General features: G+C 63.3%; 14 protein-coding genes. 8 read left to right on the forward strand and 6 right to left on the reverse strand.

What is annotated here, in order from left to right; genetic code table 11:
* Positions 1-104 precede the first annotated feature (104 nt).
* Positions 105-908 (forward strand): 2,5-didehydrogluconate reductase DkgB, encoded by an 804-nt coding sequence (dkgB, locus tag ACO77H_RS17545; RefSeq protein WP_169954753.1) that lies wholly within the window; start codon positions 105-107, stop codon positions 906-908.
* 1 nt (position 909) lies between these two features.
* On the opposite strand, the gene ACO77H_RS17550 is transcribed toward dkgB, so the two are convergent.
* The 5 genes from ACO77H_RS17550 to ACO77H_RS17570 form a co-directional block, all read right to left on the reverse strand.
* Positions 910-1,323: a chemotaxis protein CheY gene (locus ACO77H_RS17550; RefSeq protein WP_169954754.1), complete on the reverse strand. Its 414-nt coding sequence runs from the start codon at positions 1,321-1,323 to the stop codon at positions 910-912.
* Between the two features lie 133 nt (positions 1,324-1,456).
* Entirely contained in the window at positions 1,457-5,095 is a 3,639-nt protein-coding gene (locus ACO77H_RS17555) for a transporter substrate-binding domain-containing protein (RefSeq protein ID WP_432754365.1), read from the reverse strand.
* A 1-nt stretch (position 5,096) separates the two neighbouring features.
* On the reverse strand, positions 5,097-5,723 hold the full coding sequence (locus ACO77H_RS17560; protein ID WP_169954756.1) for a response regulator transcription factor: 627 nt from the start codon (positions 5,721-5,723) through the stop codon (positions 5,097-5,099).
* A gap of 325 nt (positions 5,724-6,048) precedes the next feature.
* Complete coding sequence (locus ACO77H_RS17565; RefSeq protein WP_170043722.1) at positions 6,049-6,765, reverse strand: MgtC/SapB family protein; 717 nt, start codon at positions 6,763-6,765, stop codon at positions 6,049-6,051.
* A gap of 322 nt (positions 6,766-7,087) precedes the next feature.
* Positions 7,088-8,425 carry a lysine N(6)-hydroxylase/L-ornithine N(5)-oxygenase family protein gene (locus tag ACO77H_RS17570; protein ID WP_169954758.1) on the reverse strand — a complete coding sequence of 446 codons (1,338 nt, stop codon included), beginning with the start codon at positions 8,423-8,425 and terminating at the stop codon, positions 7,088-7,090.
* 386 nt (positions 8,426-8,811) lie between these two features.
* On the opposite strand from ACO77H_RS17570, the gene ACO77H_RS17575 reads away from it, so the two are divergent.
* From ACO77H_RS17575 to ACO77H_RS17585, 3 genes are read left to right on the forward strand one after another with little or no spacing between them, the layout of a single operon-like run.
* On the forward strand, positions 8,812-9,984 hold the full coding sequence (locus tag ACO77H_RS17575) for an efflux RND transporter periplasmic adaptor subunit (RefSeq protein WP_432754366.1): 1,173 nt from the start codon (positions 8,812-8,814) through the stop codon (positions 9,982-9,984).
* Complete coding sequence (locus ACO77H_RS17580; protein WP_432754367.1) at positions 9,985-11,958, forward strand: MacB family efflux pump subunit; 1,974 nt, start codon at positions 9,985-9,987, stop codon at positions 11,956-11,958.
* Between the two features lie 7 nt (positions 11,959-11,965).
* Entirely contained in the window at positions 11,966-13,366 is a 1,401-nt protein-coding gene (locus ACO77H_RS17585; protein WP_432754368.1) for an efflux transporter outer membrane subunit, read from the forward strand.
* Positions 13,367-13,473: 107 nt separating this feature from the next.
* On the opposite strand, the gene ACO77H_RS17590 is transcribed toward ACO77H_RS17585, so the two are convergent.
* Positions 13,474-15,102, reverse strand: coding sequence for a PvdJ/PvdD/PvdP-like protein (locus ACO77H_RS17590; protein ID WP_432754369.1), 1,629 nt, complete (start codon positions 15,100-15,102; stop codon positions 13,474-13,476).
* Positions 15,103-15,273: 171 nt separating this feature from the next.
* Between ACO77H_RS17590 and pvdM the strand changes: the two genes are divergently transcribed.
* From pvdM to ACO77H_RS17610, 4 genes are all read left to right on the forward strand, one after another.
* On the forward strand, positions 15,274-16,635 hold the full coding sequence (gene pvdM / locus ACO77H_RS17595; RefSeq protein WP_169954763.1) for a pyoverdine-tailoring dipeptidase-like protein PvdM: 1,362 nt from the start codon (positions 15,274-15,276) through the stop codon (positions 16,633-16,635).
* Complete coding sequence (locus tag ACO77H_RS17600) at positions 16,632-17,903, forward strand: aminotransferase class V-fold PLP-dependent enzyme (protein WP_169954764.1); 1,272 nt, start codon at positions 16,632-16,634, stop codon at positions 17,901-17,903. The genes pvdM and ACO77H_RS17600 overlap by 4 nt, the downstream gene beginning before the upstream one ends.
* A gap of 30 nt (positions 17,904-17,933) precedes the next feature.
* The gene (locus ACO77H_RS17605; RefSeq protein WP_169954765.1) at positions 17,934-18,812 is read left to right on the forward strand and encodes a formylglycine-generating enzyme family protein; all 879 of its coding nucleotides are present in this window, start codon (positions 17,934-17,936) and stop codon (positions 18,810-18,812) included.
* Positions 18,813-18,950: 138 nt separating this feature from the next.
* On the forward strand, positions 18,951-20,600 hold the full coding sequence (locus tag ACO77H_RS17610; RefSeq protein WP_169954766.1) for a cyclic peptide export ABC transporter: 1,650 nt from the start codon (positions 18,951-18,953) through the stop codon (positions 20,598-20,600).
* Positions 20,601-20,654 lie beyond the last annotated feature (54 nt).

A 20,654-nucleotide genomic window follows, 5' to 3' on the forward strand; every position in this document is an offset into this window, starting at 1 on the left:
CTCGTGACTTGTGGTCAAGAGTCATTTGAACAATCGTGGGTGTTTCCGCGGGGGCCCGGGGCAGATACTCGAGGCCATTGTTCACGCCACCACAGGAGTCACTCATGTCTATTCCCGCATTCGGCCTTGGCACTTTCCGCCTGCAAGGCCAGGTGGTCATCGATTCCGTCAGCACTGGCCTGGACCTGGGCTACCGGGTCATCGATACCGCGCAGATCTACGAGAACGAAGCCGAGGTCGGCCAGGCTATCGCTGACAGCGGTATCCCCCGCGATGAGCTGTTCATCACCAGCAAGATCTGGATCGCCAATTTTGCCGAAGGCCAGTTGATCCCCAGCCTCAAGGAAAGCCTGCGCAAGCTCAAGACCGACTACCTGGACCTGACCCTGATCCATTGGCCGTCGCCGGAAAACCAGGTGCCCGTCGCCCAGTTCATGGGGCAGTTGCTCGAAGCCAAGCGCCAGGGCCTGACCCGGCAGATCGGCATTTCCAACTTCACCGTGGCACTGATGGAACAAGCCATCGCCGCCGTCGGCGCCGAGAATATCGCCACCAACCAGATCGAGCTGCACCCGTACCTGCAAAACCGCAAGGTGGTGGATTTCGCCACGCGCCACGGCATCCAGATTACCTCGTACATGACCCTGGCCTACGGCGAGGTGCTCAAAGACCCGGTGATCCAGGCGATTGCCGAGCGTAACCAGGCCACACCGGCACAGGTGGCCCTGGCCTGGGCCATGCAACTGGGATACGCGGTGATTCCGTCCTCGACCCAACGCGCCAACCTGCAGAGCAACCTCAAGGCCGTGCAACTGACCTTGAGCGAAGCCGATATGGCGCAGATCGCAGGCCTTGAGCGCGGTCAGCGCCTGACCAGCCCCAAGGGCATAGCGCCGCAGTGGGACTGAGCTAAACCGCCGGGCTGCGCGCCAACTCCCGCAGCCACGGCAAGACCCGCAAGCCGCTGGCCGGTGACGGCGGGTCGATGATGCCCATGAAGTGCTCCAGGGTGAGGCTGTCGGGCGACCCCGGCAAACGCATCATCGCCTGGGAGGCCGGCGCCCCGCTGTGCTGGTCGTCATAGACCAGCACATGGCGCACCTGCTGGAACGCCAGTGCGTCACCCGCGCTGGCGGCCAGGCCCGCATGGATAATCAGCACATCGAATGGCTCGGCTGGAATATCGGTCAGGATCAGCACTTCATCGAAGGTCTGCACCGGGACGATCCGGTAGTAACCCAGTTGGTTGAGCATTTTCTCGAGGTGCAAGCGTTGCAGGTGCTGTTCATCAGCGATCAGGATGGTCAGTGCTTTGGTGGGCATGGCAGGTCCCTGAGCAGGCAGCGCTCGTGGTTTGAAGGAGCGGCCTACTTTTTCAGACATATTTCGATAGCAAAATCAGCGTAGTTCCCTCTGCACGTAGGAGTTCTCCTAAACACTCTCGCAGTTCCTACTCTTATGCCCGGTTGCAATAGTCCGCCAGGGCCTGATGCAACTGATCAATGGCTGCTTGCACGCCAGCCACCGCCAAGGCCAACGCCTCCCGATCACGCTGTTCACAGGCGGCTTCCAGGGCCTCACAGGCGCTCACCAACGCCTGCGCCTCAACCAGGCGCGCCCCGCCCTTGGTCCGGTGGGCCAGGTCATGCAACTGTGCGTAGTGGTTTTGTTGCAGCAAGGCCGGCAGTTGCGTGCGGTCTTCGGCGAGGCTGTCGAGCAGCGGCCCCAACAGTTCCCTGATCGCGTCCATATCGCCACCGGTCAACTTCAGCAAGCGGCCCAGATCGATCGTCTGGATCGCCTCGGCCGCCTGCGGCTCGTTGACCGAAGGCAGGGCCGTACGCGAAGCCAGCGCCGCATGCAGGTCGTCGAGGCCAGTCGGCTTGAACAGGCAACCGTCCATCCCCGCCGCCAGGCAACGCTCGGTTTCCTCGGGCTGGGCATTGGCGGTAAACCCCAGCAACAGGCAAGGCGCCAGGCCACGGGCACGCTCGTCGGCACGAATTTCCCGCGCCAGGTCATAGCCGTTTTTCAGTGGCATATTACAATCGGTGATCACCCCATCGAAGCGCTCGGCCCGCCAGTACTCCAGGCCCTGCACACCATCTTCGGCCGTAGTGATGCGGTGCCCCAGGAAGCTCAGTTGGCGGGTCAGCAATTGGCGATTGGCCGGGTAGTCATCCACCACCAGGATATTCAACCTATGGGCCGGCGGAGCATCCAGAGCGGCCGGCTCGTGATGGGCCGCGGCAGCAGACGCCACGGCCAGGGCCAACGTGACCTCCACGCGAGTACCCTGCCCCAGCACACTGCTCAACTTCAGTTGGCCACCCATCATTTCACACAGGCTGCGGCTGATCACCAGCCCCAGGCCAGAGCCACTGCGCGCCGACTGGTCGGTATTGCGCCCCTGGACAAACGGGTTGAACAGGCGCATCTGGTCCTCGACGCTGATGCCTACCCCCGTGTCTTCCACCACCAGCCGCAGGCTCAGATAACCATTGGCAACCGCAGGCGAGCCACTGCAGCTCAAGCGCACATGGCCCTGGGCGGTGAACTTGATGGCGTTGCTCAACAGGTTGGAAACCACCTGCTTGAAGCGCAGCGGATCGATCAGTACATGCCGGTCAAGCAGCGGGTCCAGTGCCACCTGCAACACCAGGCCCTTGGTCCGCGCCAGCCCTTCGAAGATGCGCGCCACCGAGGTCAGCAACTCACGCAGGTTCGATGGCTCCAGGGCCAGGGACAGGTGGCCGGACTCGATGCGCGCAATGTCGAGAATATCGCCGATCAATTCCAGCATGCCCCGCGAAGCGTCGGAGGCCACGGCCAGGGCATCATGGTCGATCCGCCCCTGCTCGGCATTTTTCAACGCCAGCTCGATCATGCCGATCACCGCGTTCATCGGCGTGCGGATTTCATGGCTCATGGTCGCCAGGAACGTGGTCTTGGCCCGGTTGGCAGCGTCGGCACCCTCCTTGGCCTCCTGCAATTGCCCCAGCAAGCGCTGGCGTTCACTGACATCGACCCAGCCGGCAATCATGCCCACGACCTTCTCGTCACCGTCGCGGTACGGCAGCATCCAGTGGTAAATGGTCAGGGTCGCGCCCCCAGGCACCTTGAGGACACGGTCGTGAATCTGCGGCTCGCCGCGCTCCATCAGGCGCAAGTAGTCTTCATGGTAGGACTGGGACTGGGGCTGGTTGCCGGTGTCGGTCTCGACCACGGTCTTGCCGATCACATCTTCAAGGCAAAAGCCGAATACATTCAGGTAGGCGCTGTTGCACGCCATCAACCGGCCCATGCGGTCGCGCACATAGATCGGGTGCGGCGTGCCGTCGATCAGCACGCTCATAAAGCGCATCTGGTCGCTCAGCGCGCGCTCGGCCTGGCCGCGCTTGCGTATCAGGCTGCGCAGGTAAATGGCCCAACCCAGGGTGAGCGCCAACAGCAGCGCGGCCAGCGCAAACCCCTGGATAATCGTGTCGCGGTGGCGCAGCCAGTAACTGTCGTCGATCACCACTTCGCTGCGCCAGTGGTTGGTCAACTCGTCCATTTCCTGGGGAGAGATGCTCAGCAGCGCCTTTTCCAGGATCGAATACAGCTCCAACTGGCCGCGCCCCACGCCAAAGGCGATACGCGCTGGCTGCGCGCCCACGGTACTGGTGATACGCAGGCGATCACGGTATTTATGGGCAATCATGTAACGCGCAATCATCAGCGCATTGACCGACGCATCGACCCCGGCACTGGCCACCAGGGCCATGGCCTCGGCGGGGCCGTCGACGTCTACCAGGATGATTTGGGGGTATTCCCGGCTGATGATTTCCCGCTGTACGCTGCTGCGAATCACCGCCAGGCGCTTACCTGTCATATCTTCCATGGTGATCGGGCTGCGCTCATCGTCGCGGGTGACCAGCACGAACGGGTTGCTCAGGTAAGGCCGGGTAAAGCGGATCTTGTCCTCCCGGGACATGCTTGGGGTAATCAGCGCGATCATGTCCGCGTCGCCCTCGCTGACCTGCTCGACTTGGCGCGGCAGCGAACCGCCGCGTATCACGTCGAACTTCAAGCCGGTGCGCAAGCTGACCTGCGCCAGTACCTCGGCACTCAAGCCCTGGAACTGCCCACGGTCGTTGAAAAATGACAGCGGCAGGAATTTGTCGAGCGCCGTGACCCTGACCCGTGGGTGCTTGTCCAGCCAGCGTTGCTCACTGGCGCTCAGGCGCAGGCGTTCGCGGCCGACCACCCCCAGGTTACCGGCGCTCCAGCGGCGCAGGATCTCCATCTGCTCATTGGCGGGGATCACCTCCAGCACCGCATTGACAATACGCAGCAGCCGCTCATTGTCGCCGGCGAGCGCGAACGCAAAGGGGTTGACCTCCAGGCTGGAAAAGTCCGCCATGCGCACGTTATTGAGATGATTTTTATTGATCAGATAGTTGGTGCTGATTGCATCGCCCAGGTAGACGTCCGCCTGGCCAAAGGCCACTGCGCCAATCGCCTCGAAGGCCGACGGATAGATATGCAATGAAGCATTGGGGTAGAAGGCCGCGACTGCACCGGGCTGCATGTAGTGATAAAGCATGGACAGGCGCTTGCCGTCCAGGTCGGCCGTCAGCGACTGGCTATCGCCCACCCGCGTCACCAGGATCGGCTGGTCATTGGCGTAGGAGCGCGACAGCTTCAACTGGCCGTCCGCCGCCTCGTAGCCGTTGGCCGTGCCTACAAAGTCCACCTCCGCGTGCTTGAGGGCGGCGATGGCTTCGTCGCGGTGCTCATAGCGCTGCACCTGGACCTTGACGTTGAGGGCCAGGGCGATCAACGCCGCATAATCGGCGGTAATCCCCTCCAGTTCGTCGTTGTTATTCGTCAGATCAAAGGGCGCGTAGTCGGGAGCGGAAACCCCCATCACCAACGTGCGGCGCTGGCGCAACCAGCGCCAGTCCGCCTCATTGAGGTTCACCTGCGGCGCTTCCAGGCTCGAATGCCCCAACAGATGCAAAGCCTGTGGCTCGCCCAGAGCCACGTTGACGGTGAGTGACAGGCCCGCCAGCCAGAGTACGGCGAGCCACTTGCCCAGAGAGGTCGACATTTCAGATCAGATGATTGCGCTGGGCGAACTTGGATAAATGCACCACCGAAGACATGCGCAGTTTCTCCTTCAACCGGGTTTTATAGGTGCTGATGGTCTTGTGACTCAACAGCATGTCCTTGGCGATTTCATTGTTCCCCAGGCCCAGGGCGAGCTTTTGCAGCACCATCAGTTCGCGGTCGGAAAGTGCCTCTACCAGTTGCTGTTCAGTGGTTTGCAAGTCGTCTTTGCGCACCGAACTGGTGGGCAGGCTGGGGAAGCAGCTGTAGTTGGACATGACGGCCTTGATGGCTTTTTGCAGCTCATCGAGTTCACCGGTTTTCGCGACAAAGCCCATCGCCCCGGCGCGCATGCAACGAGTGGAAAAGAACACTGCCAGATAGGAGGTCAGCACCAGGATTTTACAGGGCAGGCCCAATGCCTTGATCCGGCTGATGACCTCCAGCCCGCCCAACTTGGGCATGGCCAGGTCGAGGATGACCAGGTCCGGTCGCTCCTCCCTGGCAATCTGTAAGGCGTCGGCACCGTTGGCAGCTTCGAAAATCTTCTCGAAGCCCTCCTGGCGCAACAGGTATTTGACGGTAGAACGAATGAACGGATGATCATCCACGATTAGCGCTTTGCTCATGCGGCTCCCTGGGAAGACACCACGATTGTTTAGTTGCTTCATTGGCGACCACTCATTTCAGGGGCGCCAACACCCTTACACATCACACGAAACCCCTGTACCTGTGAGAAATACCAGTTCCGACCAGCGGCACTGTCTACACAGAACGTTTCAACGGAATTTGGTTAGGTGCAACGGCGCAACATTAACAACGGAATGATGTTTCGCCCGAAGGGAAAATCCGGCGCACTTGTAGGATTAATCCTTCCAAAAGCGTAGTCAAATTCAATAAAAAAAGCCGCCCCCTATGACAGGAGGCGGCTTTTTGGGGGATGCAGGGTTTGCTTCAGTCGGTGGTGCTGGGGCTCCAGAAGGCCTGCACCACAAGGGTCGACTGCGAGATCCGCGCCACCAGGGCGTCCAGTTCGTCACCGTCGACCGAGTTGGCCGCCAGCGTCGCCTCGATTTCCACCTCCTCAGTGCCAAATGGCCGTACGTCGACATCACTGGCCGGGTAGTTGCAGCGCGCCAGTTCCGATTCGAGCAAGGCCATCACCGCCTGCTGCTGGGCGCGCCGGGCGATCACGTAGAGGATATTGGTGACCTCCGCCGACACCACATCCAAAGGCTGGCGGTTGATGTTATTGACGATCGGCCGCAGCAAGGTGTTGGCCGCCAGCACAAAACAGGTACCCAGGAACGCCTCGAGGATCAGGTCGGCGCCGGCGCAGGCGCCCACGGCGGCGGAAGTCCACAGCGTGGCCGCCGTATTGAGCCCGCGTACATTGCCCTCCTCGCGCATGATCACCCCGGCGCCGAGAAAGCCAATCCCGGACACCACATACGCCACCACCCGCACCGCCCCTTCGGCCCCGGCCAGGCGGTTGGCCATGTCGACAAAGATCGCCGCCCCCACCGCCACCAGCACGTTGGTGCGCAGCCCCGCCGTGCGCTGGCGAAACTGGCGCTCAAAGCCGATCAGCCCACCCAGGATGAAAGCCGCGCTGAGGCTGACCACGGTGTCGATCAGGGAATCCAGATTGATATTGTTGAGGGCTTGCATGATGAATCTCCCTTTGATTGCCCGCAGAATCAGCGTCGAAAAAAGGGGGATCAGGCAGGAACCGGACGGTTCGCTACCCAAAGACCGCTTCTCGCTTTATCGGCGAGGCAACGGCACGGGGATGCGCGTCAGCTGGCCAAGCCTGGTCGACAACTGTCACTCGAAAGTCTGTTCACGAAGGTCTGCGCTATGGTTGAAAACCGGCGCAGCTTACGCCCGCAGTCTGCGGGAGGAAAGTGACAGTGCGGCGAATCGCCGGGTTCTTCAGCCAGGGTTCAGCCAGGCATCGCTCCCGCGGGCGCGGGAACGATCTGCAACGCTGTCAGCTCGCGGTGGCCAGCAGCACATCACGCACCGAGCGCGCCTGGCCCAGGCTGCGGTCATGCTCGTGCAGCGAGGCAGCAATCTCATCGGCGCGAATCGGCAGGATCGACAGCAACGTATCGCTCAAGCCATGGCTGGCCTGGCTGAAACCCTGCATGTAGATGCCCGCCTTGCAGCGCTCGTCGGTGACCACGCGGTAATCGCGGCTGACTTCAAAGTCACCCATATAGGCCTCCAGCGGCGCCAGCAACTGGCGATGCATCTGCCGTTCATAACCTGTGGCCAGGACCACCGCATCGTAGTGGTTGATCACGGTCTCACCGGTGGCGTTGTGACGTACCAGCAACTCGATGCCCAAGGGCCCGGCGCTGGCTTTTTCCACGGTGGTCAGGGTGCGGAATGCGTGGCGGGCGATGCCGGAGACTTTCTGCCGGTAGAAAATCCCGTAGATGCGCTCGATCAGGTCCAGGTCCACCACCGAATAGTTGGTGTTGTGGTACTCGTTGACCAGGCGTTCGCGCTCGCTGCTGGGCTGCTGGAACACCAGGTCGGTGAACTCCGGGGAGAACACTTCGTTGACGAACGGGCTGTCATCGGCAGGCTTGAGGGCCGAGCCGCGCAGGATGATGTCCACCTGCACCGAGGGGAAGCTGTCGTTCAGGTCGATAAACGCTTCGGCCGCGCTCTGCCCACCGCCGATGATTGCAATGCGCATCGGCTTGCCCTCGACACACGGCTGCTGGGCCATGCGCGCCAGGTACTGGGAATGGTGGAACACCCGCCCGTCATCCTTGAGCGCCTTGAACGCCTCGGGAATCCGTGGCGTGCCACCGGCGCTGACCACCACCGAACGTGCGGTGCGCACCAGTTGCTCGCCATGGGCATCGCGGGAGATCACCCGCAGCGCCTCGACCTGCTGCTGATGCAGGATCGGCTCGATGGCCAGCACTTCCTCGCCATAGCGGCTTTGCTCGGTAAATTGCCCGGCGACCCAGCGCAGGTAGTCGTTGTACTCCATGCGGCACGGGTAGAAGGTGCCCAGGTTGATAAAGTCCACCAGGCGCCCGTGGGCCTTCAGGTAATTGACGAAAGAGTACGGGCTGGTGGGGTTGCGCAGGGTCACCAGGTCCTTGAGGAAGGAAATCTGCAGCTCGCTCTGGCTCACCAGGGTATTGCCGTGCCAGCGGTAGTCGGCCTGCTTGTCGAGAAACAGCACATCGAGCTTACCCTGGGCTTTCTCGCGCTCTTGCAGGGCGATGGCCAGCGCCAGGTTCGAGGGACCGAAACCAATACCGATCAGGTCGTGAACCGCGGGCGATGCAATTGCCTGTGTCATTCCAGTGTCCTCTGGATAAGCCCCGTGGCGATGGGGCGGAAAGCCTGGGCGACCTGCTGAACAACAGGCCATGTGTTGATAGGAAACGAGGACCATGAAAAAAAATTTAAGCCCCGCACTGGATTCACCCTGGCAGGCGCGGAGCCGCCGACGCGGGCAATGCGGTGATGGCAGTTTGAGGCCGTCTAATTTATAGTAATTCTCATGTAGATTTGAAAAGTCCTACACACAACGTCCAATACTGGCGTTTCGCCCAGCTGTAACGGCGTGTGTAAGCACTTAAATTTCAGGGCAAATACCTCGTTTACCTGACAGCTTGCCGCGCCTGTCTCTGCCCTTGTGGGCGATTGAGCTGCGGTCCGAACTTTCCTGGCTGGAACCCGTGCATGAACCGTCCCCGACACACCCGGCGCGCTCTGCTGGCAGCACTTTGCCTGATCCCCGTGGCCGCGTTCGCCGCCTGGCAACTGATCCCGCCCGGCCGGGATAAATTTGCCACCCTGCAAGTACACCGGGGCGATATCGAAAGCAGTGTGACCGCCCTCGGCACCCTGCAACCGCGGCGTTACGTGGATGTCGGCGCCCAGGCCTCCGGGCAGATCCGCAAGATTCACGTCGAAGCCGGCGCCCAGGTCAAGGAAGGCGACCTGCTGGTAGAGATCGACCCCGCCACCCAACAAGCCAAGCTCGACGCCACCCGTTACTCCATCGCCAACTTGCAGGCCCAACTGCAGGAACAGCACGCGCAGCACCGCCTGGCGCAGCAGAAGTACCAGCGCCAGCAACGCCTGGCCGCCGGTGGCGCCACCCGCGATGAAGACGTGCAAACCGCCCAGGCCGAACTGGACGCTACCCAGGCACGCATCAACATGTTCAAGGCGCAGATCAGCCAGGCCCAGGCCACGCTGCGGGTTGATCAGGCTGAACTGGGCTACACGCGCATCTATGCGCCGATCTCCGGCACCGTGGTGGCCGTGGATGCCCGCGAAGGCCAGACCCTCAACAGCCAGCAGCAGACGCCGCTGATCCTGCGCATTGCCAACCTGTCGCCGATGACCGTGTGGGCGGAAGTCTCGGAAGCCGATATCGGCCATGTCAAACCGGGCATGCAGGCCTATTTCACCACCCTAAGCGGTGGCAACCGGCGCTGGACCAGCACCGTGCGCCAGATCCTGCCGGTGCCGCCCAAGCCCCTCAACGAAACCAGCCAGGGCGGCGGCAGCCCCAGCAGTTCGAGCAAGAGCGGCAGCGGCCGGGTGGTGCTGTACACCGTGCTGCTGGATGTGGACAACGCCGACAACGCACTGATGGCGGAAATGACCGCCCAGGTGTTTTTCGTCGCCAGCCGCGTCACCGATGCGCTGACCGCGCCCGTCGCTGCCCTGCAGGGCAGCACCCGCCCCGACATGCAACTGGCCCGCGTGGTGGCCAAGGACGGCAGCATCGAAGACCGTGAGGTGCGGGTGGGTATCAGCGATCGCCTGCGCATCCAGATCCTCGACGGCCTGAACGAAGGCGATCATCTGCTGATCGGCCCCGCCGACAGCAGCGGAGGCTGAATGTTGACGCCGCTGATCGAACTTCGGGACATCCGCAAATCCTACGGGGGCGGTGATGCGCCCCAGGTCGATGTGCTGCGCGGGATCGACCTGTCGATCCATGCCGGGGAATTCGTGGCGATTGTCGGGGCCTCCGGCTCAGGCAAGTCGACCCTGATGAATATCCTCGGCTGCCTCGACCGCCCCACCGTCGGCCAGTACCTGTTCGCCGGGGAAAACGTCGCCCAACTGGACACCGACGAACTGGCCTGGCTGCGCCGCGAGGCCTTTGGCTTTGTGTTCCAGGGCTACCACCTGATCCCGTCCGGCTCGGCCCAGGAAAACGTCGAGATGCCGGCGATCTATGCCGGCACACCGGCCGCCGAACGCCACGCCCGCGCCGCCGCCCTACTGACCCGCCTGGGGCTGGCCGGGCGCACCGGCAACCGCCCGCACCAGTTGTCCGGCGGCCAGCAGCAACGGGTGTCGATTGCCCGGGCCTTGATGAACGGCGGGCATATCATCCTCGCCGACGAACCTACCGGCGCCCTCGACAGCCATAGCGGCGCCGAGGTCATGACCCTGCTCGACGAACTGGCGAGCCAGGGCCACGTGGTGATCCTGATCACCCACGACCGCGAAGTGGCGGCGCGGGCCAAGCGCATCATCGAGATCCGCGACGGCCTGATCATCAGCGACACCCCCAACACCCACAACCAGCCCGCCACTGAAGCCAACCCCAAGGCCCTGCAAGCGGTGGACCTGCGCCAACGCCTGGCCGACGGCGCCGAGCACAACGGCGCCTGGAAGGCTGAACTGGTGGACGCGGTGCAGGCGGCCTGGCGGGTCATGTGGATCAACCGCTTCCGCACGGCCCTGACCCTGCTGGGGATCATTATCGGCGTGGCCTCGGTAGTGGTGATGCTGGCCGTGGGCGAAGGCAGCAAACGCCAGGTCATGGCGCAGATGGGCGCCTTTGGCTCCAACATCCTGTATGTCAGCGGCTCGGCGCCCAACCCACGTACGCCGCCCGGCATTATCACCATGAACGACGTCGCCGCCATGGCCGCCCTGCCCCAGGTCAAGCGCATCATGCCGGTCAATGGCGCGGAGGCCGGGGTGCGTTTCGGCAATGTCGACCACATGGCCTATGTCGGCGGCAACGACACCAACTTCCCGACGATCTTCAACTGGCCAGTGGTCGAGGGCAGCTACTTCACCGAGACTGACGAACGCGCCGCCGCTACCGTCGCGGTGATTGGCAAACGGGTGCGCGACAAGCTGTTCAAGGACCTGCCCAGCCCCATCGGCCAATACATCCTGATCGAAAACGTGCCGTTCCAGGTGATCGGCGTGCTTGCCGAAAAAGGCGCCAGCTCCGGCGACAAGGACAGCGACGACCGTATCGCCATCCCCTACTCTGCCGCGAGTATTCGCCTGTTCGGCACCTATAACCCTGAATACGTGGTGATTGCCGCCGCCGACGCGCGCAAGGTGCATGAAGCGGAAAAAGCCATCGACCAGTTGCTGCTGCGCCTGCACAACGGCAAGCGGGATTTTGAACTGACCAACAACGCCGCGATGATCCAGGCCGAGGCCCGGACCCAGAACACCCTGTCGCTGATGCTCGGCTCGATTGCCGCCATTTCGCTGCTGGTGGGCGGCATCGGCGTGATGAACATCATGCTGATGACCGTGCGCGAACGCACCCGGGAAATCGGCATCCGCATGGCCACTGGCGCCCGGCAGCGCGACATCCTGCGCCAGTTCCTCACCGAAGCGGTGATGCTCACGGTGGTCGGCGGGGTGGCCGGGATCGGCCTGGCCCTGCTGGTCGGTGGCGCGCTGATCCTCAGCAGCGTGGCCGTCGCCTTCTCGCTGCCCGCAGCCCTGGGCGCCTTCGCCTGCGCGCTGGTCACCGGCGTCATCTTCGGCTTTATGCCGGCCCGCAAAGCAGCCCGGCTCGACCCGGTCACGGCCCTTACCAGTGAATGATCGCCCTATGAAAGCGCACTTGACCCTCGTTGCCGCCAGCCTGCTGCTGGCCGCGTGCAGCAGCCCGGCGCAGCGCCCGGCCAGCGGCCTGCAGCCGCCGCCGGCCTGGGACACGGCAAGCCAGGCCAACGCTCTGCACGTCAACCAGCAATGGTGGAAGGCCTTTGCCAGCCCGCAGCTCGACCAACTGATCGAACAGGCCCGCACCGGCAGCTACGACCTGGCCAGCGCCATGGCCCGGGTGCGCCAGGCCCAGGCCGGCGCCGTGGTGGCCGGCGCGCCGCTGCTGCCCGAACTCAAGGGCGGGCTCAACGCCAACCGCCAGAAACTGCTGCGCGGCAACGGCTACAGCGAACTGGATGCCGACAACAACAATGACGCGGTGGATTATTTCAATGCCAGCCTGACGGCCACCTACGAAATCGACTTCTGGGGCGGCAAGCGCGCCGCTCGCGACAGTGCTGAACTGGCGGTGCGCGCCAGCGAATTCGAGCGCGCCACGGTGGAATTGACCCTGCTCAGCGGCGTGGCCACCACCTACACCCAGCTCCTGGCCCTGCACGAGCAACAACGCATCGCCGAGCTCAACCTGGCCAATGCGCAGAACGTGCTCAAGCTGGTACAGACCCGGCATGACGCGGGCTCTGCCACCCAACTGGAACTGGCCCAGCAAAAGAGCCTGGTCGCCGCGCAGCAACGCCAACTGCCCGAGGTACGCCAGCGGACCGAAGCCGCACGGATCAGCCTGGCCGCCCTGCTCGGCCAACCGGTGCAGACGCTGCAACTGACGCCCCAGGCCTTTGAGCAACTGCGCTGGCCAAGCATCGCCGCCGGCGTACCCAGCGACCTGCTCAGCCGCCGCCCGGACATTGCCAGCGCCGAAGCGCAACTGGCGGCCGCCCAGGCCGACATCATCGTCGCCCGCGCCGCCATGCTGCCCAGCGTGACCCTCAGCGCCAACCTGGGCTCGGGCGCCAACCGTGCTGGCGATATGCTGCGCAACCCGTTCTACAACCTCACGGGCGGGCTGATCGCACCGATTTTCAACAACGGCCGCCTCAGCGCCGAACGCGACAAGGCCACGGCACGCCAGGATGAGCTGCTGCAAACCTATCGCGGCGCGATCATCAATGGCTTTGCCGATGTAGAAAAGGCCCTGAGCAGCATTCGCCGACTGGACGAGCAGCGCCAGTGGCAGCATGAAGAACTGGACCAGGCACAGACAGCCTTCCGTATCGCCCAGAGCCGCTATGAGGCTGGCGCGGAGGACTTGCTTACCGTACTGGAAACCCAGCGCACGCTGTATGCCGCCCAGGATTTGAACGTGCAACTGCGCCAGGCACGGCTGGGGGCGAGTATTGCCCTGTACAAGGCACTGGGAGGGGGGTGGCAGGCGTCTGATCTTTAACGATGAGGATCTAATGTGGGAACTGGCTTGCCGGCGATGTTGCCTGCCCCATCGCCATTGCCATCGACGGCAAGCCAGCGCCTACCGTTTGACGTTGATCGGACAGGTCAAATCGTCCGCTCCCTGACCTTCAAATGCCGCGCATACCACGGCCGCTTCGGCACCTTGCGGAACAAGTCCTGCAACTTGTCATCATCAGCGCCGAAGGTGATGCGCAACGCCAGCTTCATGGTTTCCGGATCCATCTCCACCGTGCGCCCCATCTGCAATCCCGGGGTGGTGCTGCAACCGTGGGTATCCGGCCCCAGCCATGGATCACCCACCTCGACCCAGCGCCCTGGCGCAAACCATGGCACACCGTTGACCTCCAGGCGGCTCAGCTCACCCGGATTAAAGCGCTGATGGGCGCGGAACCAGTCCTCCAGCCGGTCATCGATCCAACCGTGGAAATGCCAGAACACCGGGTTCACATGGGAGGAAAACGGGTCGCCCAAAAAGTCATTTTCAGGCTCATACCACCGCGCCGAAAAATCCGCTGGATCGCGCGCAAAGGGCACCGGTGCGCCGTTGGAAGGGTCGCGCGGCACCGACGCCCAGCGCATGTGCAGCCAATCGTGCAGCCCCAGCTCAACCTCCGAGCCGAACTGGCCCAGGGTCAACCTGGCCAGGTAACGCGGGTCGCGGTACTGCGACTCCCACACCTGGAAGTTGCTGTGATAGGTCTCGCAAGCCTTGATATCACTGACCCACTGGCTGTACTGCTCGTCGCCACTGGCCATCCAGGTCGGTGGCAGTGCGAAGCCATCGTGATTGTCAAAGTAGCGCGCGAAGCCCTGGCGATCACGCTCAAGCTCGGGCTGCGGCTGGGGGAAGCGCGGCCAGGACGGCAAGTCCTGCAGGGAGCGCGCCGTACCGAGCATATGCCGATGCATAAAGAAAAAATCGATACCCGAGCCATTGCGGTCCTTGCGCGGGCCACGGGCATCGCGCTCTTGGTCCCGTGGCCCGGGCTGCCAACCGATGCCGCGCAGGGCGTTGCGCTTGTCTTCGGGGAGCTTGTGCCACTGGTCCCGCGAGGCGTGCCAGAGCTGGTGGAACAGGCGGTGTTCGGGGGCAATCAACCATGCCAGCAGCGCCGGGTTGAGGCCGATGCGTTCGCGGGCTTCGGGGAACAGCTGTTTGGTGGCGACAAACCGGTTATCCAGCTCCAGCAGCGCCAGGGGCCGGTCGAGATTGAGAATCTGCCCGCTGAGGGTGCCGCTGCCGGCATTGCCGAAGCTGCCCCAGACTTCATCCAGGCGCATCGTCAATTCATAGGCCGGCATGCCGTCCGGCGCGTCGCGGTCGATCAGGCGCCAGTACAACAGCGCCGCGTCGCCCGGCGCCAGGTCACCCAGCACCTGATAGCGCGGCTCACCCTGCCCACGCAGTTGGCCAGCGGTGTCCAGGTAGCCACGCACGCCCCGGCCGCGCGGTGCAATATCAAGAAACAGTTCCAGACCGTCGAGGGGCAAGCCTTGCAGCCCGGCGTCACGCCCTTCCAGGCGCAGGCTCCAGATCCCGCGCAGGCTGTTCGCCAACTGCTGGCCGGCGGTGTCCGCCAGGTCCACCGTGGCTTCCTCGGGAGTGATGGGAAATTCCTCACGCGTCAACTCGCGATGGGCATAAAAGGCAGCAGGTACGGCGGCGCCGGTCAGCGCCAGGCCTGCGATAAACCCTCGTCGAGAAATCGTCATGTTCCTACCTGTGTCAGCCCTGGAGCAGGCTTTATCCAAGCTAGAACGTTTAGCCGGGCGGCAAATTTACTGTAGGGGCCGCGCTTAAATTTCCCGGTCCTGCGCTCGTTCTCCCCAGATAGCAAAGGCCCCTTGCGCCTGCACCTCAAAGGCGAACCGACTGAGATGGCAATGACAAAACCACGTTCGAAAAAGGCTCTATACATCGGCCTGCCCTTGGCCCTGGCCATTGCTGCCGGCGCAGGCCTGGCCTGGGATCACTGGTTTGGCGGCAATGCCGGCTACCCGCTGGAAGTGATCAAGCAGGCCAATGAATTGCAGGACCGCCTGCTGTCGTTCGACAGCCATATCACCGTGCCCCTGGACTTCGGCACCGCCGGCCATGAAGCAGACAAGGACGGCAGCGGCCAGTTCGACCTGGCCAAGGCCAGTCGCGGGCGCCTGTCGGGGGCGGCGCTGACGATTTTCGGCTGGCCCGAGCTGTGGAATGGCCCCAATGCACCACACAAACCCACCGCAGGTTTTGTCGACGAAGCCCGGCACCAGCAAGAGGTGCGCTACAAGATCATCGCCGGCATGGTCCGCGACTTCCCCAACCAGGTGGGCATCGCCTACACCCCGGCCGATTTGCGCCGCCTGCATGGCGAGGGCAAGTTTGCGATTTTTATCAGCATGCTCAACGCCTACCCCCTGGGCAATGATCTGAACCTGCTGGACATGTGGACGGCGCGCGGCATGCGCATGTTCGGCTTCAGCTACATCGGCAACAACAGCTGGGCCGACTCCTCGCGCCCGTTGCCGTTTTTCAATGATTCGCCGGATGCCCTCGGCGGCCTCTCGGCCATCGGCAAGCAAGCAGTGCAGCGCCTGAACGACCTGGGCGTGATCATCGACGTCTCGCAAATGTCGACCACCGCCCTCGAACAAGTCGCCCAGCTTAGCCGCACCCCCATGGTCGCCTCCCACTCCGCGCCGCGGGCCTCGGTGGATATCCCGCGCAACCTCAGCGACAAAGAACTGCAACTGATCAAGAACAGTGGCGGCGTGGTGCAAGTGGTGGCCTTCGGCGGGTATCTGCGCCCGTTGAGCCAGCCGATCCAGGACAAGCTCAATACCTTGCGCGCGCGTTTCGACCTGCCACCCCTGCCCAACCTGGCGATGGCCCTGATGCCCGGCGACCCGATCATCGCTGCCTGGCCGGAGCAGAAGTTCGGCGAGTACGCCAGCGAGCTCTACGCCATTCTCGAAGAAGAACCCAAGGCCAGCCTCAAGGACCTGGGAGACGCCATTGACTACACCGTGCGCAAGATCGGTATCGACCACGTCGGCATTGCCTCGGACTTCAACGAAGGCGGCGGCGTCAAGGGCTGGAACGATGTCAGTGAAGTGCGCAACGTGACCGCCGAACTGATCACCCGCGGCTACTCCGAAGCCGATATCGCCAAGTTGTGGGGCGGCAATTTCCTGCGGGTGTGGGAGCAGGTGCAAAAGTCCGCCAAGCCTGGTGTGCTGCCAAGCGAGCAAACGCCATGACCGACCGTCGCACCTTTCTCAAACAGGCCGGCATCCTCGCCGCCAGCCTGCCGCTGGGCACCAGCCTGCACGTGCAGGCGGCTAGCGCCAAGGCCCCCGTCGATAAATGGGCCGGCCTGCGCCAACTGTTCGACCAGGATCCGAACTACATCCATTTCTCCAACTTCCTGATCACCTCGCACCCAAGGCCCGTGCGCGAAGCCATCGAGCGCCACCGCGCCGCCCTTGACCGCAACCCCGGCCTGACCATGGACTGGGACCTGCAGGAACCCTGGAAACGCGAAGGCCAGGTGCGTGACTGGGCCGGCCGCTATCTGCAAGCCAAACCCGGCCAGATCGCCCTCACCGGCAGCACCACCGAGGGCCTGGCTATGATCTACGGCGGCATCCACGTGCGCCCCGACCAGGAAATCCTCACCACCGAGCACGAGCACTTTTCCACCGACAGCATCCTCGCGTTGCGCACCCAGCGTGACGGCACCCAGGTGCGCAAGATCAAGCTGTTCGCCAACGCCCACCACGTGTCGGTCGATGAAGTGCTGACGGCCATCGAGCGCAACATTCGCCCCAATACCCGAGTACTGGGCATGACCTGGGTGCAGTCGGGCAGCGGCGTGAAGCTGCCGATCGCTGAAATCGGGCAACTGGTCAAGCGCCACAACCAGGGGCGCGAAGAAAAGGATCGGATCCTCTACGTGGTCGATGGCGTGCATGGCTTCGGCGTCGAAGACCTGGCCTTCCCGGACATGCACTGCGACTTCTTTATCGCCGGCACCCATAAATGGATGTTCGGCCCACGGGGCACTGGCCTGGTGTGCGCCGCATCGGAGCAAGTGACCACCCTCACCCCGAGCATGCCGACGTTTTCCGAAGACACCGATTTCGCCACCACCTTCTCCCCCGGCGGCTATCACGCCTTTGAGCATCGCTGGGCGCTGGACGAGGCCTTCAAGCTGCACCTGCAATTGGGCAAGGCCGAGGTTCAGCAGCGCATCCACAGCCTCAACTCCTATCTCAAGGAGCGCTTGCAGGCGCGACCGAACATCGAGCTGGTCACCCCGGCCAACCCGCAGCTGTCGGCCGGTTTCAGCTTCTTCCGGGTCAAGGGCCAGGACAGCGACAAGGTGGCCGCCTACCTGATGCGTAACCGCGTGGTCAGCGACGCGGTGAACCGCGACGTCGGCCCGGTGGTGCGTACCGCGCCGGGCCTGCTCAATACCGAAGATGAGGTCGACCGCTTCCTGGCCCTGCTCGACAAAGCCCTCTGATCCCCTTTTTTCTTGCCCACGAGACGACTCATGAACGATGAACCGCTCACCCCAACGCTGCTCAAGTCCCTGGCGCTGACGGCATTGATCGCCTGCCTGGCACCGTCCGCCCAGGCCGCCACGCCGCCCAAGCCCGGCACCGTGTTCAAGGACTGCAAGAACTGCCCGGAAATGGTGGTGCTGCCCACCGGCACCTTCAAAATGGGCACCCCGGATGATGAAGTCGGCCGCCAGCCCGATGAAGGCCCGATCCATGACGTGACCTTCGCCAAACCCGTGGCCATCAGCCGCTTCCAGGTGTTGGCCGGCGAATGGGACAGCTACCTGCAAGAAACCGGCTACAAAATGCCCGACGGCGACGACCGCCCTGGCCGCAAATGCACGGCTGGCAAGCCCACCTACAAGATAAGCGCCAAACATCCGGCCGTGTGCATGGACTTTGCCGAAGCCCGCGCCTATGTCGCTTGGCTGTCGAAGAAAACCGGCAAGCAGTACCGCATGGTCAGCGAATCCCTGCGCGAGTACGCCGCCCGTGGCGGCACCTCCGGGCCCTTCCCGTTCCCGTTCGACGAGGGCAAGGAATACAGCATCGCCAAGCACGCCAACACCTACGGGCCGGCCGATGGCTACAGCTACACCGCGCCGGCCGGCAGCTATGCGCCCAATGCGTTCGGCGTGTATGACATGCATGGCAACGTCTACGAATGGGTCGAAGACTGTGAAAACGACAGCTACGTGGGAGCGCCCAGCGATGGCAGTGCCTGGCTGACCGGGCAATGCGAGGTGCGGCAGATTCGCGGCAACGACTGGGGCGAGGCGCCGGTGTTTTCCCGCTCCGGCAACCGCAACAACCTCTACCCCAACGTGCGCGGCGACTGGCTGGGCTTTCGCGTGGCACGGGAGCTCTGAGCCTGTGCAACTCGGGACGCGGCTAAATCGCGCCGGGCCCGACTCGTCCTCCTACTATCGGCCTGCCAGCGGTAAACCTTCGCGCGCAGGCCTTCACTTGCCCACAGCACGTAGCCACGTCGCGATCGAGGTAGTTTCATGACCGCAGCACCGCGCAGCGCCATTCGCGAACTCTTGAGCCTGCTCAAGCCCTATCGACGGATTGTCATTTCTTCCATCACCCTGGGCATCGTCGGTGGCCTCAGCGTCACCGCGCTGCTGGCCACGGTCAACCGCGGCCTGCACAGCGCCGACGGCATGGGCACCGGCGTGGTCCTGGCCTTCGCCGGGCTGTGTCTGCTGGCGTTGCTCAGCAGTATCGGCGCCGATATCGGCACCAACTTCGTTGGGCAGAAGGTGATTGCCAAACTGCGCAAGGACCTCGGCGCCAAGGTGCTCGCCGCGCCCATCGAGCAGATCGAGCGCTATCGCACCCACCGCCTGATCCCGGTGCTGACCCATGACGTGGACACCATCAGCGACTTTGCCTTCGCCTTTGCCCCGCTGGCGATTTCGACCACAGTGATCCTGGGCTGCCTGGGCTACCTGGCGGTGCTGTCCTGGCCGATCTTCCTCATGACCCTGCTGGCCATCGGCATTGGTTCGGCGGTGCAGTTCGTGGCCCAGAGCAAAGGCATCAAGGGCTTCTACGCGGCCCGTGACGCCGAAGACAACCTGCAAAAACACTACTCGGCGATTGCCGAGGGCGCCAAGGAACTGCGCATCCATCGCCCACGCCGGCACGCCATGCACACCCGCAATATCCAGGGCACCGCCGACCATATCTGCGACACCCATATCCGCTCGATCAATATTTTTGTGATCGCCAAGAGCCTGGGCTCGATGCTGTTTTTCGTGGTCATCGGCCTGGCGCTGACCCTGCAACAGTTCTGGCCCAGCTCGGACCCGGCGGTGATGAGCGGCTTTGTCCTGGTGCTGCTGTACATGAAAGGCCCGCTGGAAAACCTGATCGGCAACCTGCCGATCATCAGCCGCGCACAAATCGCCTTCCGGCGCATTGCCGACCTGTCGGAGCGCTTCTCCTCGCCGGAACCGCACCTGCTGCTCGATGACGCCGACAAAAGCGTGCCGGTGATGAAGCACCTGGAACTGCGCAACGTGCAGTACGCCTTCCCGCCCGTGGAAGGCAGCGAGCCATTCAAGCTGGGGCCGGTCAACCTGAGCATCGAGCCTGGGGAAATCCTGTTTATCGTCGGCGAAAACGGCTGCGGCAAGACCACCCTGATCAAGCTGCTGCTGGGCCTGTACACCCCGCAGCAAGGCGAAATCCGCCTCAACGGCCTGCCCGTGGACGCCCTGGGCCTGGACGACTACCGCCAGATGTTCACCACGATCTTTGCCGACTACTTCCTGTTCGACGACCTGGTGCAGAACGACAAGGCCCTGCCCGACGACGCCACCCAATACCTGGAGCGCCTGGAGATCGCGCACAAGGTCAGCGTGCGCGATGGCGCGTTCACCACCACCGACCTGTCCACCGGGCAACGCAAGCGCCTGGCCCTGGTCAACGCCTGGCTCGATGAGCGCCCGGTGCTGGTATTTGACGAGTGGGCGGCCGACCAGGACCCGACCTTCCGACGGATTTTCTACACCGAGCTGCTGCCGGACCTCAAGCGCCTGGGCAAGACCATCATCGTCATCTCCCACGACGACCGTTACTTCGACGTCGCCGACCAATTGGTACGCATGCAGGCCGGTCGCGTCATCAGCGAAAAAGCCTGCGCCTGACCTCCCTCCCCCAGGAGCCGGCGTGCCGGCGATGGCTGCCTCAAGGCATGCGAT

It is taken from the genome of Pseudomonas sp. WMBT8, from assembly GCF_050916005.1.
GTDB lineage: Bacteria > Pseudomonadota > Gammaproteobacteria > Pseudomonadales > Pseudomonadaceae > Aquipseudomonas.

Bases quoted from the DNA above. Each gene is read 5' to 3' on its own strand.
- dkgB (WP_169954753.1), top strand. From the start codon at position 105: ATGTCTATTCCCGCATTCGGCCTTGGCACTTTCCGCCTGCAAGGCCAG.
- ACO77H_RS17565 (WP_170043722.1), bottom strand. From the start codon at position 6,765: ATGCAAGCCCTCAACAATATCAATCTGGATTCCCTGATCGACACCGTG.
- ACO77H_RS17600 (WP_169954764.1), top strand. From the start codon at position 16,632: ATGACCGACCGTCGCACCTTTCTCAAACAGGCCGGCATCCTCGCCGCC.
- ACO77H_RS17590 (WP_432754369.1), bottom strand. From the start codon at position 15,102: ATGACGATTTCTCGACGAGGGTTTATCGCAGGCCTGGCGCTGACCGGC.
- ACO77H_RS17560 (WP_169954756.1), bottom strand. From the start codon at position 5,723: ATGAGCAAAGCGCTAATCGTGGATGATCATCCGTTCATTCGTTCTACC.
- ACO77H_RS17555 (WP_432754365.1), bottom strand. From the start codon at position 5,095: ATGTCGACCTCTCTGGGCAAGTGGCTCGCCGTACTCTGGCTGGCGGGC.
- ACO77H_RS17550 (WP_169954754.1), bottom strand. From the start codon at position 1,323: ATGCCCACCAAAGCACTGACCATCCTGATCGCTGATGAACAGCACCTG.
- ACO77H_RS17605 (WP_169954765.1), top strand. From the start codon at position 17,934: ATGAACGATGAACCGCTCACCCCAACGCTGCTCAAGTCCCTGGCGCTG.
- ACO77H_RS17570 (WP_169954758.1), bottom strand. From the start codon at position 8,425: ATGACACAGGCAATTGCATCGCCCGCGGTTCACGACCTGATCGGTATT.
- ACO77H_RS17585 (WP_432754368.1), top strand. From the start codon at position 11,966: ATGAAAGCGCACTTGACCCTCGTTGCCGCCAGCCTGCTGCTGGCCGCG.
- pvdM (WP_169954763.1), top strand. From the start codon at position 15,274: ATGACAAAACCACGTTCGAAAAAGGCTCTATACATCGGCCTGCCCTTG.
- ACO77H_RS17575 (WP_432754366.1), top strand. From the start codon at position 8,812: ATGAACCGTCCCCGACACACCCGGCGCGCTCTGCTGGCAGCACTTTGC.
- ACO77H_RS17580 (WP_432754367.1), top strand. From the start codon at position 9,985: ATGTTGACGCCGCTGATCGAACTTCGGGACATCCGCAAATCCTACGGG.
- ACO77H_RS17610 (WP_169954766.1), top strand. From the start codon at position 18,951: ATGACCGCAGCACCGCGCAGCGCCATTCGCGAACTCTTGAGCCTGCTC.